This window comes from Rhodococcus sp. IEGM 1370 (assembly GCF_033142325.1).
GTDB lineage: Bacteria > Actinomycetota > Actinomycetes > Mycobacteriales > Mycobacteriaceae > Rhodococcoides.
In genome coordinates, this window is the sequence record NZ_JAWLRY010000006.1 from 137,824 (window position 1) to 149,586 (window position 11,763).

Sequence of the window (11,763 nt, forward strand, 5' to 3'; positions counted from 1 at the left end):
CGTAGGGGGAACTCACGTACGAATCTCCAGTAATTTCGGCGGCCGCGTCGAATTCTCGGTGGATGGGATCAGCGGAGCGATTGTGTCACTCACTCGCTGTTCGACGGTTCGGTTGACGGGAACCCGATCGCGGACGACGGGGTTGCTTGGGCGCGGGGACGGCCCCGAGGACATAGGACTGGACGAGGTGGTTCCAACTGCACGACCTACACACCTCGACCACGTGGACCGAGAACTCCTCCTGGGTCGCCGCGAGACGGACGAGTTCGTCCGACGTTCTCGCCGACCCGGACAGTGCCCCGAGCTTCTCGCCGAACACCCAGGACACCAGCGTGAGCTGCTCCTTGCGGCAGATTGGGCACACCACATCGCTGCCACGTCCGTGAAACTTGGCGGCGCGAAGAAGGTACGGATCCGCATCACAGACCGCTGCGACGCCCGTCCTTCCGGAGTACACCTCGGCCAGCAGCGACCGACGCTGAAGGGCGTAGTCCACCACCTGTCGCTGAAGTCGCACGAGGACCAGAGTACGTGCGGCCCCTCCGATGCGGACCTGCGAACCCCGCCTCGGCGGGGAGCAGGGCCCATTTCGGTTCTCGGAAACTCCGCTTTACCTGTGCCGACGCGGTCTGCCCCTCGACGCAGGCGAGAGACGCAGATCGCACCGACGTGGATTCGGTGTGAGCTCCGGTCCCTACACTTGCTCGCATGTCGGCCACATCGGGAATCCACGTGCGCCCCCGACGACACGGCGACCTGACCACTCTCCTGCCCATCCTGCAACGAGCGCACGAATTACACCGTTATCCCGTGCGCGCAGTGGCGGTGCGAGCCGACTGGCTTGTCCCACCGAACGAACTCGCGGCCTGGGTGGCCGAGTCCGACGACGCCGTCGTCGGCCATATCGCGCTGCACTCGACGGCAGCACCGGGAACCGATGCCGGCGCGGACGACGCAAGCGCGCAGTGGCGGCGAGCAACGGGGGTGGGTGCCGATCGACTCGCTGTGGTGTCGCGCTTGGTCACCGACGGCTCGGTACCGGGCAGTGGAACGACTCTGCTTGCACACGCGATCGATGCTGCGCGCGATGTAGGCCGCGTGGCGGTTCTGCTCGTCGAGCCGAGTAGCACCGCCCTCGGCTTCTACCGCAGGCGAGGGTGGCGACAGATCGGGACGTCTGCGCAGCAGTGGGGCGAGTATCGAGTCGACGCCGTGCTGATGGTGGCACCGGCTCGCTGAACCGACAGGCCACTTGCACGTTCACCCGCGCTCGATCACGCCGACAGAGCGAAAAGGGCACACACCACGGCACCGCAGAGACGTACGCGGTCCGCCGATCGCAGCCGACTCATCAGGTGTTCGTTGCGTCCCGAACGCCCCAGTTCGCCATGGGTGGGGGCAGCCACGAAGGCAGTCGCCGACGCCGAGACCGCCGCGCCGCCGATGCTCGTCAAGACAACCGCATCGATCGGCCCGGACACCAACACCCACAGACACGCAGCAGCGAGCAGCACGTAGACCGGACCGACGACGAGGGTTATCCGACGCGAGTGCGCGTCGTGGGCACGCGACCAGTCTTCGTCCGGAACGTCCGCCAGCGCCGGATAGACGACGCCGGTCACCACCATCTGAAAGCCCAGGTGGAGGGCCGCGGCGGCGAGAAGCGCGTCGACCGGGGTCATGTGTCGCACGATACGTGCACGGCCGAGTTGTCAGAATATGTATCGGCGCGATACATTCTTCGATAGTGCGGTCAATCGCATCGTCATGATGTGATCGTTGGATTCGAGAAGGGGGAGTTGCATGCTCGAGCTCGCAATTCTCGGACTGCTTCTCGAATCACCCATGCACGGTTACGAGCTCCGCAAGCGGCTGACCGGCCTGCTCGGAGCTTTTCGAGCGTTTTCGTACGGATCGCTGTACCCGGCACTCCGTCGACTGCAAACCGACGGTCTCATCGCCGAGGACGCCGGTCCCGACTTGCTCGTGAAGAGACGAGCAAAACGGGTGTATCAGCTCACCCCGCTCGGCAGGGAACGATTTGCCGAACTGGTGGCCGACACCGGACCGCAGAACTACACCGACGACGGATTCGGCGTACATCTTGCCTTCTTCAGTCGGACTCCCGCGGAAGCTCGAGTCCGCATTCTCGAAGGCAGACGTCGCCAGGTCGAGGAGCGCCGAGAAGGCCTCCGCGACGCTGTGGCCAAGGCGAACGGGACACTCGACCGCTACACCAGGCAGCTACACCAGCTCGGTCTCGAATCGAGCGAACGCGAGGTGCGCTGGCTCAACGAAGTCATCGCAGCCGAGCAGGCCGACCCCAACCCAGCACCGTCCCGCACAGCACCAAACAGGACAGTCAAGACAGAAGGAGAACCCGACCATGGGTGAGAACAACAACGCAATCCGCGTGGCCATTGTGGGTGTGGGCAACTGCGCCTCATCCCTGGTCCAGGGTGTCGAGTACTACAAGGACGCGGACGAGAACGCCACCGTCCCCGGCCTCATGCACGTCATGTTCGGCAAGTACCACGTCCGCGACGTCGAGTTCGTCGCCGCGTTCGACGTGGACGCCAAGAAGGTCGGCTTCGATCTCTCCGAGGCCATCTTCTCCAGCGAGAACAACACCATCAAGATCGCCGACGTACCCCCGAAGGACGTCCACGTCCTCCGCGGACCGACCCTGGACGGCCTCGGCAAGTACTACCGCGAGACCATCACCGAAGCCGACGGCGAAGCAGTCGACGTCGCACAGGCACTGCGTGACGCCAAGGTCGACGTCCTCGTGTCCTACCTGCCCGTCGGATCCGAAGAAGCCGACAAGTTCTACGCACAGGCAGCCATCGACGCAGGCGTCGCCTTCGTCAACGCCCTCCCCGTCTTCATCGCCAGCGATCCCGTCTGGGCCAAGAAGTTCGAGGACGCTGGCGTCCCCATCGTCGGCGACGACATCAAGAGCCAGGTCGGTGCCACCATCACCCACCGCGTCATGGCCAAGCTCTTCGAAGACCGCGGCGTGCAGCTCGACCGCACCATGCAGCTCAACGTCGGCGGCAACATGGACTTCCTCAACATGCTCGAGCGCACCCGCCTCGAGTCGAAGAAGATCTCCAAGACCCAGGCCGTCACGTCGAACCTGCAGAAGGAATTCAACGCCAAGGACGTCCACATCGGACCGTCCGACCACGTCGGCTGGCTCGACGACCGCAAGTGGGCCTACGTCCGCCTCGAAGGCCGCGCCTTCGGTGACGTTCCCCTGAGCCTCGAGTACAAGCTCGAAGTATGGGACTCGCCCAACTCCGCAGGCGTCATCATCGACGCAGTCCGCGCCGCGAAAATCGCCAAGGACCGCGGCATCGGTGGACCGGTCATCCCGGCTTCGGCCTACCTGATGAAGAGCCCGCCGAAGCAGCTGGCCGACGACGTCGCTCGCGAGCAACTCGAAGCGTTCATCATCGACGCATAAATGCCTGCGACAGTGATGTGACTGAGCGCCTGCGACGGCACTCATCCGCGCCACTGCCCCCGCCCACCGGTCCACTCGATGTGACATTGACCCCCCAAAAGGTCACTGAATGTCACGTTGAGTGGACCGGTGGGCGTTCGTCTATCCCGCCGCGGTGATTTCTCGTGGATCGAATGTCACCCGGATTTCCCTGATTGTTCCGTCCTCGATTCGCTGCCAATTGGCGGTGCTTGCCGGGGAGGCGATCGACGTGTGCAGATCGAACCACGTCAGTACGTTGGGGCCGTCCACGAAGACGTGGGCGATATCGATGTCGGTGACGATCTCCGACATTCCTTTCAATCCCGCCACACATTCCGCGCCGTTGGCCGCTGTGCCCAGTGGTCCCCTGAATGACGCGTCCTCGTGCAGGATCGACGCCAGAGTGTCGAAGTCCTTGCTTTTCCAAGCCTCGAAGTAGGTCGCGGCAACTTCTTTCGGTGCCCGTGTCATGACATCGAGTCTCGAGCGCACCGGGTCAGAAGTCCAACAGTTGATTCCGATGATCATCAGAAGTTCTACTCATAGCCGCAGCTGAAGCTAGCGCGCTATCGTGTGCTCGTGGCCATCGATCCCACGTCCAAGCATCCGGTCCTCGAACGCGTCCGCGCGCTGGCCTTCGCCTATCCCGAGGTGTCCGAGAAGATCTCCCATGGACGGCCTACCTTCCGTACGTCCTCGGTCTTCGTGTACTTCGGCGGTGGCGTCAAAGGCGGCGACCAACACGACCTCTCGATCCTGGTCAAATGCGAGAGCGCCGAGGAACAGCGTGCCTGCGAGCTCGAACCCCGGTACTTCCACCCCGCTTACCTCGGCCCGGCCGGCTGGGTGGGCTTCGACCTCTCCGACGCCGATGACGACGTCTGGGCCGAGGCCGCCGAACTGATCGACTGCAGTTACCGCATCACTGCCCCGAAGCGGAACGTCGCCAGACTCGACGCCGGCGAGGGTCCGAATCTGGGTGTTCAGCAGTGGAACTGAGGCAGCTGGAGTACTTCGTCGCGGTGGCCGAGGAAGCGAACTTCACGCGCGCCGCGGCCCGAGTTCACATCAGCCAATCCGGCGTCAGCGCCCAGATCCGCGCGCTCGAACGAGAACTCGGTGCCGAATTGATCGACAGATCCGGCGGCACAGCAACATTGACCACCGCAGGCCAGGCCGCGCTGACACACGCCCGTGCGACTCTGGCCGCCGCCGACTCGGTTCGGCAATCCGTCGACGATGTTGCCGGACTTCTACGCGGATCGGTACGGATCGGCATGGTGACCGCGTGCACCGTCCCACAACTGTTCGACGCGTTGGCCCGCTTCCGTTCCACGTATCCTGGCGTCGAACTTGCTCTGCAGGAGGGGAATTCGGACCGTCTGGTATCCGATGTGCGCTCCGGGGAACTGGATCTCGCACTCGTCGGCGTCGCGGCTCGGGCCCCGGACGGACTGGAATCGATGGTGATCATCGAGGAGCGAATCTGCGCGGCCGTGGCACCGAACCATCCGTTGGCATCGCTCGAGCGGGCGACGTTGGCGCAGGTGAATCACTACCCGATCGTCTCGCTTCCCGTGGGTACCGGAGTGCGGGCGGTGTTCGACCGTGACTGCGCCGGAGCGGGACTGTCGCCGTCGATCACGTTGCAGGCCAGCGCTCCCGACGCAGTCGCCGACCTCGCTGCGCGCGGTGTAGGAGTGGCGATCCTGAGCGCATCGATGATCGATACCTACGGCGATCGACTGACTGTTGTGGAGCTGGCGGACTCGACCACGGCAGCGCTGTTGGCTCTCGTCTGGACCCCGAAACCGAACGCCGCGTCGGCGAGGTTGGTCTCGATGGCACAGGATGCCTTCGGTTCCACCGCGATCTGAACCGGATCGAGAACCGGAGTCGTTCGGCGCACAGGTCGGGACTTCCTACCCCAGCGCCGCGCGCACCTGCGAACCTACGGTCGAAGACATGAAAACTCCCACCTTCGGTCAGCGTCTTCGCTACGACGTCGGCGGCGTCCTCCCGGACGACCTACGGGATTGGGTCCTCCACGACCTGACCGGACGTGGATCCACTCCGCGCTATCTGGCCCGATTCCTCGTTCCACTGGCCGCCGTGCTCTTGCTGTTCCTCCTGTTTCCAGGGCCGAACTGGATTGCGGGCCTGATGATGATGCTGATCTTCGTCCCGGTCGTCTACTTCGCCTCGGCACTGCATCTGATCTATCGCGCGTTCCGGCTCGGGCAACACGGGATCGACGCAGCCTCGATTCCACGCGCGACGCCCAGTGCGGAACGCGACCGCAAGACCTACGAGGCCAACTACAGGCACCCGTGACCACCACACCCGATACCCGACCGAAAACAGCACAGGACGAGGCAACCATGACCAGCACCCAGACAGAGCCCGCGACCGACGTCGGAATGCCACGAATCGGAGACCGCGCGCCGTCGTTCACCGCAGTCACCACGCAAGGGCCCATCGACTTCCCCGCCGACTACCGCGGAAAATGGGTCATATTCTTCTCGCACCCCGCAGATTTCACACCCGTCTGCACCAGTGAGTTCATCACATTCGCCGCCATGTCCGACGAATTGCGCGAGTACAACACCGAATTGGTCGGACTGTCGATCGATGGTCTGTACAGCCATATAGCGTGGTTGCGCACGATCAAGGACAAGATCAGTTTCAACGGGATGTCCGGCATCGAGGTCGAATTTCCTTTGGTCGAGGACATCTCGATGGACATCGCCCGCGCGTACGGCATGATCATGCCCGGCGAGAGTTCGTCGAAGGCAGTGCGGGCGGTGTTCGTCGTGGACCCGAAGAGTGTGGTGCGCGCAGTCATCTACTACCCGCTGAGCACCGGTCGGAACTTCGACGAGATCCTGCGTCTGATCAAGGCACTGCAGACCGCAGACGCATTCGACGTTGCGACGCCGGCAGATTGGCGCCCGGGCGATCCGGTCATCGTGCCACCGGCCGGTTCGTGCGGTACTGCCGCGGACCGAATGGACGGTACCGATTCCGACGTGGAATGCCAGGATTGGTTCTTCTGCACACGGTCGATCAGCGCCGAAGACATCGAAGGTGCCATCCGCGCACGCTGAGAGTCAGCGAATCTTCTTGACGGTGAACCACAGTGCGACAAGCAGACCCAGCAGCGCCAGCGACGGCAGTACGCCGGGATCACCCCCGATGATCCCGGCGACCGCGAACCCGAGAGCCACCAGCGCGAAGAATCCCAGAATGCCCGCCAGCAGCTGCAGATGATCCTGTGCCGTCACGACTTGACGCCGCCTGCGGTCAAGCCGGAGATGATGCGGCGTTGGAACAGCAGCACCATGATCACCAACGGGATGGCCACGATCGTCCCGGCGGCCATGATTGCGGCATACGGCACCACCAGCGGATCGTTGCCGGTGAACCGCGCGATGGCCACGGTCACCGGCTCGGTGCTGTCACTCGAGAGCTGACTCGCCAGCAGGTACTCGTTCACCGCGGCGATGAACGCGAGGATGGCGGTGGTGAACAGGGCAGGTGCGGCAAGTGGAAGCATCACCAATCGGAAGGCCTGGAAGCGTCCGGCGCCGTCGATCCGGGCGGCTTCTTCGAGCTCCCAGGGCAATTCGGCGAAGAACGCTGCCAGCGTGTAGATCGTCAACGGCAGTACGAACGAGATGTTCGGGATGATCATGGCCTGATAGCTGCCGATCCACCCGATGTTGGTGAAGAACTGGAACAGCGGGGTGACCAGCGCGACGACCGGGAACATCGAGGCGCCCAGGATGATGCCCGTCACCACGTACTTGAAGCGAAAGTCGATGCGCGAGAGTGCATATGCAGTGAAGATGCCGATGGTCAGTGCGATCAGCGTGGTCGCTCCGCCGACGATGAGGCTGTTGCCCACCGCCCGCAGAAAGTTGTTGCCGTTCGCGGTCGACAGGGCGTTTTCGAAATTTTCCCACGTGACATGCGTCGGCCACGGCGTCGTGTCGAAGGTGTAGCGCGGGTCGCGGAACGCGGTGACGACCATCCAGTAGAACGGTGCCAGTCCCCACACGAGAATCACGACGACGCCGAGATAGATGCGGGCCTGCTTCATCGGCCGGCCCCCTTACGCTGATTGTCCTGAGTGGCAACGGCATTGGCACCGAGGAACTTGACCAGGATGAACGCCACGACGAAGATCATGACGAACGAGATGGTCGACAGTGACGCAGCGCTGTTGAATCCCTGCCGGATCTGCTCCACCACCAGGATCGAGATGGTTCGCGTGGCGGGATTGCCCTCGGTGAGGATGGCGGGAAGGTCGTACATCCGCAGCGCATCCATGGTGCGGAACAGAATCGCGACCATCAACGCGGGCTTGACCAGTGGCAGCGTGATCTTGGTGAACCGCTGCCATGCCGACGCACCGTCGACGCGAGCTGCCTCGTAGACGTCCGCCGGAATCATCTGCAGCCCGGCCAGAATCAGCAGCGCCATGAACGGCGTCGTCTTCCACACGTCGGCGATGATCACCGCGAAACGCGCGGGCCACGCGTCCCCGGTCCACAGAATGTTCGTTCCCAGAATGCGATTGGCGATACCGTCGTACGCGAAGATGAAGTACCAGAGCTTGGCCGTGACCGCCGTCGGGATAGCCCACGGAATCAGGATCGCGGCGCGCAGCAGGGCCCGTCCGGCGAAGGTCTTGCCCATGATCACGGCCATGGCGAAGCCGATGACCACCTCGATGGACACCGTCACGACGGTGAAGAACGCGGTGTTGCCGACCGCGCCCCAGAACTGAGAACCGAGAGTTCCCGGCGGGCAGGGCACCAGCGTGCCCGACGCCGACGTGCATTGCTGCAGTATCCAATGCGTGTAATTGGCGAAACCGGCAGAACCGCCGGAGACGAACATGCCGGTAGCGGGATCGAGACCGGGATCCTTGGAGAAGGACATCACCAGGGCTCGGATCACCGGGTAGACGATGACGATCGCGAGGATCACCATCGTCGGTGCGATCAACAGCCAGGCCCGACCCTGCGTCAGGCCGAAGCGTTTGTTCTTGGACCGCACATGCCGACCGCGGCCGGGGGACGAGCCCCCGGCCGCGGTGGTTGCGCCGGCCCCACTGGTCACACCAGCAGGTACAGCCATTGGTTCTCCCGAAATCAGTTGGCGCCGGCGGTTTCGATACCGGCCTGCATGTCCGTGATCGCCTGGTCCACGTTCTTCTCACCCTTGATCGCGGCAGACACGTTGTCCTGCACGGCCTTCGATACGGCCGGGTAGAACGGGGTTACGGGACGCGGAACTGCATTCTCGATGGATTCCTTCAGTGCGGGAAGGTACGGCATCGCGGCGATCAGTGCGGGGTCGTCGTACAGCGATGCGAGCACGGGCGGCAGTGCACCCTCGGCGATGATGCGCTGAGCCTGCTCGCCCTGCAGGAATCGCAGGAAGTCGGCAGCGGTGGCCTTGTTCTCGGAGTACGCGCTGATCGCGGCGTTGTATCCGCCGAGCGTCGAGGTGCCGACTCCGGTGACTCCGGGAAGCGGTGCGACCGAGTACTTTCCGGCCACAGCCGAACCTTCCTCGGCCGCGGTGCCGTAGACGTACGGCCAGTTGCGCAGGAACAAGGTCTGACCGTCCTGGAATGCCTGCTGGCTCTCGGATTCCTTGAACGTGGTGTCCTGAGCCGGAATGACGCCGGTCTCGAACGCGGTGACGAGGGTCTGCAGTCCTGCCCTCGCCTCCGGGCTGTCGACGGTGGGGGTCTTGCCGTCCTCGTCCACGATGGATCCGCCGTGCGCGTTGATGATCTCCGACGCATTGGCCGTCAGACCTTCGTACGGGGCGAATTGTCCGGCGTAGCAGTCGATGTTGTTGTTCCGGGCGACCTGGCAGTCCTCGGTGAGCTCGGCCCAGGTGGTGGGCGCCTCGGGGAGCAGATCACTGCGGTAGTAGAGCAGTCCGCCGTTGGTGTTCTTCGGTGCGGCGTACTGCGTGCCGTTGTAGGTCGCGCTGGCAACGGTCGCGGGCAGAACGCCTGCGTTGTCGAGCGCGAATTCGCCCTCGAGCGGCACGAGCCAGCCCTTGGCCGCGAATTCGGCGGTCCAGACGACGTCGAGTGCCATCACGTCGTAATCGCTCTGCTGAGCCTGCAGCTGCTGGACGAAGTCGTCGTGGGCCTGATCGGCGTCGGCGGACTGCTCCTTGAAGGTGACCTGCTCGTCGGGGTGGCTGGAGTTCCACTCCGAGATGATCTGCTGGACGACACCGGTCTCGGTGGTGTCCTGGCCCTCTACATAGGTGATAGGTCCACGGCCGTCGGCATTTTCGGATGCAGCACCCGAATCGCCGCCCGAGCCGCTGTCGCTCGAACATCCGGTGAGCGTCAGCAGCGTGGCTGCCGTTGCAACCACCGCCACCTTCGTGATCAAAGACGCCATTGTTCTCTCCACTTACTTCTACGCGGTGGTATGAGCCCGGAGATGGGCACGCAGAATCTCGCTGTGATGCTCCCCCCGACACATATGTCGATGGGTACTGTGGCACACATCGCACCGCGCAGTGGTCGTTATTGCGTTCCTGAATCGGTCAACCAGGACGTGTCGTAAGGGGCCGGTAGCCTTTCGCTCATGAGTTCGGACAAGATGCTGACGCGGATCGGCGGGCTGCTGCGCCAGGCCGAGTCCACCGACAATCCACACGAGGCCGAGGCCTTCATGGAGGCAGCTCAGCGTCTGGCCACGTCGGCGTCGGTCGATCTGGCAGTGGCTCGTTCGCACAGCGCGTCGCGGGAACGGCAGGCAACACCCAGCCAGAAGGTGATCCCCATCGGAGAACCGGGCAAGCGTGGACTCAAGACCTACGTGCACCTGTTCGTGTCCATCGCGCACGCCAACGACGTCCAATGCGATGTGTCCCGATCGTCGACGCAGGTGTTCGCCTACGGTTTCGACTCCGACATCGAGACCACCGAAGCCCTCTACTCCTCGCTGCTGATCCAGATGGTGCGAGCCTCCGACGCGTACATCAAGTCCGGTGCCTACAAATCCGAGACGGCCATCCGCACCGTCACCGAGATCAAGAATCGCCGACGCTACACCCGGCGTGAGGAAGTGCCCGTCGCTGCGGTGACGGCGCGGCTGAACTTCCAGACCGCATTCGCGTCGCGCATCGGTCAACGACTCGGTGACGTGAAGAAGGACACCGAGGCCAAGGCCATCGCACAGGAACAGCAGGGCGCCGGTACGGCGCTGGTGTTGCGCAACAAAGAGATCGAACTCCGCGACTACTACCGGCAGACCTCGACCGCGCGCGGACACTGGCGCGGCCAGAGCGCGAACGCCGGCTACTCCGAGGGTGCCCGAAAGGCCGGAGATCGAGCGGGGCGAAACGCGAAGATCGGCGGTCATGCCGAAATCGACGCCGCGAGCCGGCAGTTGGGTCGCTGACTACCGAGTTCGCGGCGATGCCGCAAACACCGGCCATCCAATTTCCGTGCGCCACAGCGACGAATCCTCGGTATCACGTGGCCCGACGACATAGACCTCACGAACAGGCCCCACAATGGCCAGGCCGTTGGTCTCCACGTAGATCCCCAGAGCGCCGTAAGTGACGTCGATATCGTCGTGCGGCCCGTGATGAACCGTTACTGCGAGTTCGGTCGGCTGCAGCGTCATCGACCGAATTCTGTTGACGGACAACGGATCCAGCGTGGGCACGTACACCGTCATGACGCCGCGGCCCTCGGTGAACAACTCGTTGTCGTACAACCCACCCGGAGGTCCGGTGGTTTCGTAAGCAGCTGCGTCGATCTCGGCCATCGCGTCGGAGTACCAATTCAGCACCTCGGACGCGTCGACCATCTCGGAAATTGCTGCGACAGAGCACTCTACGGTGAGTATGCGTCGAACCTCGATGGTCGGTGGCGTCGGATCGATGAGTCGCCGCAGGGCCGTGACCGCTGATCGGGTGTCGTCCAACTGCCGCTCGAGCCGAGTGAGGTGCTCGGTGATCAGTCGGGCTCGGGCGTCGGGATCAGGTGTGGTGACGATCGCCCGTACCTCACGCTCGGGCATCTGCATACTGCGGAACCGCCTGATGACCTGCGCCGTCGCAACCTGATCGGTGTCGTAGTACCGATAGCCGGAGTAGTCGTCGACGGTCGCAGGCTCGAGCAGACCCGACTCGTGATAGCGCCGCAGCGTCTTGACCGACAGGTGCGTGATCCGAGAGAACTCACCGATCGTCAGCAAACCGTTCATGTCGACATTCTG

Annotated in this window: 16 protein-coding genes; 8 read left to right on the top strand and 8 right to left on the bottom strand. The window is 63.6% G+C overall.

All coding sequences use genetic code 11. The annotated features are described in order from the left end of the window. Positions 1-85: 85 nt before the first annotated feature. Positions 86-517, bottom strand: a complete 432-nt coding sequence (locus R4P47_RS11315; protein WP_317784775.1) for a DUF5318 domain-containing protein — start codon at positions 515-517, stop codon at positions 86-88. Between the two features lie 191 nt (positions 518-708). On the opposite strand from R4P47_RS11315, the gene R4P47_RS11320 reads away from it, so the two are divergent. Beyond that, complete coding sequence (locus R4P47_RS11320) at positions 709-1,239, top strand: GNAT family N-acetyltransferase (protein WP_317784776.1); 531 nt, start codon at positions 709-711, stop codon at positions 1,237-1,239. 35 nt (positions 1,240-1,274) lie between these two features. Here the strand turns inward: R4P47_RS11320 and R4P47_RS11325 are convergent, their stop codons facing one another. Then, positions 1,275-1,682 carry a hypothetical protein gene (locus R4P47_RS11325; protein WP_317784777.1) on the bottom strand — a complete coding sequence of 136 codons (408 nt, stop codon included), beginning with the start codon at positions 1,680-1,682 and terminating at the stop codon, positions 1,275-1,277. A gap of 121 nt (positions 1,683-1,803) precedes the next feature. Here R4P47_RS11325 and R4P47_RS11330 point away from each other — a divergent pair, with 121 nt between their 5' ends. Together R4P47_RS11330 and R4P47_RS11335 are read left to right on the top strand one after the other, a co-directional pair. Continuing rightward, positions 1,804-2,394 carry a PadR family transcriptional regulator gene (locus tag R4P47_RS11330; protein WP_068047497.1) on the top strand — a complete coding sequence of 197 codons (591 nt, stop codon included), beginning with the start codon at positions 1,804-1,806 and terminating at the stop codon, positions 2,392-2,394. Next, positions 2,387-3,469, top strand: coding sequence for an inositol-3-phosphate synthase (locus tag R4P47_RS11335; protein ID WP_027495057.1), 1,083 nt, complete (start codon positions 2,387-2,389; stop codon positions 3,467-3,469). The genes R4P47_RS11330 and R4P47_RS11335 overlap by 8 nt, the downstream gene beginning before the upstream one ends. Positions 3,470-3,610: 141 nt before the next feature. On the opposite strand, the gene R4P47_RS11340 is transcribed toward R4P47_RS11335, so the two are convergent. Further along, the gene (locus R4P47_RS11340; protein ID WP_317784778.1) at positions 3,611-3,961 is read right to left on the bottom strand and encodes a nuclear transport factor 2 family protein; all 351 of its coding nucleotides are present in this window, start codon (positions 3,959-3,961) and stop codon (positions 3,611-3,613) included. Positions 3,962-4,069: 108 nt separating this feature from the next. Between R4P47_RS11340 and R4P47_RS11345 the strand changes: the two genes are divergently transcribed. The 4 genes from R4P47_RS11345 (at position 4,070) to R4P47_RS11360 (ending at position 6,597) form a co-directional block, all read left to right on the top strand. Next, complete coding sequence (locus R4P47_RS11345; RefSeq protein WP_316631460.1) at positions 4,070-4,489, top strand: MmcQ/YjbR family DNA-binding protein; 420 nt, start codon at positions 4,070-4,072, stop codon at positions 4,487-4,489. Next, a complete protein-coding gene (locus R4P47_RS11350) occupies positions 4,480-5,367 on the top strand; it encodes a LysR family transcriptional regulator (RefSeq protein WP_317784779.1) in 888 nt (295 codons plus the stop codon). The genes R4P47_RS11345 and R4P47_RS11350 overlap by 10 nt, the downstream gene beginning before the upstream one ends. A gap of 88 nt (positions 5,368-5,455) precedes the next feature. Then, a complete protein-coding gene (locus tag R4P47_RS11355) occupies positions 5,456-5,824 on the top strand; it encodes a DUF5313 family protein (RefSeq protein ID WP_068047505.1) in 369 nt (122 codons plus the stop codon). Positions 5,825-5,871: 47 nt separating this feature from the next. After that, the gene (locus R4P47_RS11360; RefSeq protein ID WP_317784780.1) at positions 5,872-6,597 is read left to right on the top strand and encodes a peroxiredoxin; all 726 of its coding nucleotides are present in this window, start codon (positions 5,872-5,874) and stop codon (positions 6,595-6,597) included. Between the two features lie 3 nt (positions 6,598-6,600). Here the strand turns inward: R4P47_RS11360 and R4P47_RS11365 are convergent, their stop codons facing one another. The 4 genes from R4P47_RS11365 to R4P47_RS11380 are packed head-to-tail and all read right to left on the bottom strand — an operon-like array spanning position 6,601 to position 9,930. Further along, positions 6,601-6,774, bottom strand: coding sequence for a hypothetical protein (locus R4P47_RS11365; RefSeq protein ID WP_176460445.1), 174 nt, complete (start codon positions 6,772-6,774; stop codon positions 6,601-6,603). Beyond that, positions 6,771-7,592: a carbohydrate ABC transporter permease gene (locus R4P47_RS11370; protein ID WP_068047507.1), complete on the bottom strand. Its 822-nt coding sequence runs from the start codon at positions 7,590-7,592 to the stop codon at positions 6,771-6,773. The genes R4P47_RS11365 and R4P47_RS11370 overlap by 4 nt, the downstream gene beginning before the upstream one ends. After that, a complete protein-coding gene (locus R4P47_RS11375) occupies positions 7,589-8,635 on the bottom strand; it encodes a sugar ABC transporter permease (RefSeq protein WP_317784781.1) in 1,047 nt (348 codons plus the stop codon). The genes R4P47_RS11370 and R4P47_RS11375 overlap by 4 nt, the downstream gene beginning before the upstream one ends. A 14-nt stretch (positions 8,636-8,649) precedes the next feature. Continuing rightward, entirely contained in the window at positions 8,650-9,930 is a 1,281-nt protein-coding gene (locus R4P47_RS11380; RefSeq protein ID WP_317784782.1) for an ABC transporter substrate-binding protein, read from the bottom strand. 189 nt (positions 9,931-10,119) lie between these two features. Between R4P47_RS11380 and R4P47_RS11385 the strand changes: the two genes are divergently transcribed. Continuing rightward, complete coding sequence (locus tag R4P47_RS11385) at positions 10,120-10,938, top strand: DUF2786 domain-containing protein (RefSeq protein WP_094668539.1); 819 nt, start codon at positions 10,120-10,122, stop codon at positions 10,936-10,938. Here R4P47_RS11385 and R4P47_RS11390 read toward each other — a convergent pair whose 3' ends face one another. Further along, positions 10,939-11,751, bottom strand: a complete 813-nt coding sequence (locus R4P47_RS11390; RefSeq protein ID WP_317784783.1) for a MerR family transcriptional regulator — start codon at positions 11,749-11,751, stop codon at positions 10,939-10,941. It abuts the gene before it with no gap. Between the last annotated feature and the right edge of the window lie 12 nt (positions 11,752-11,763).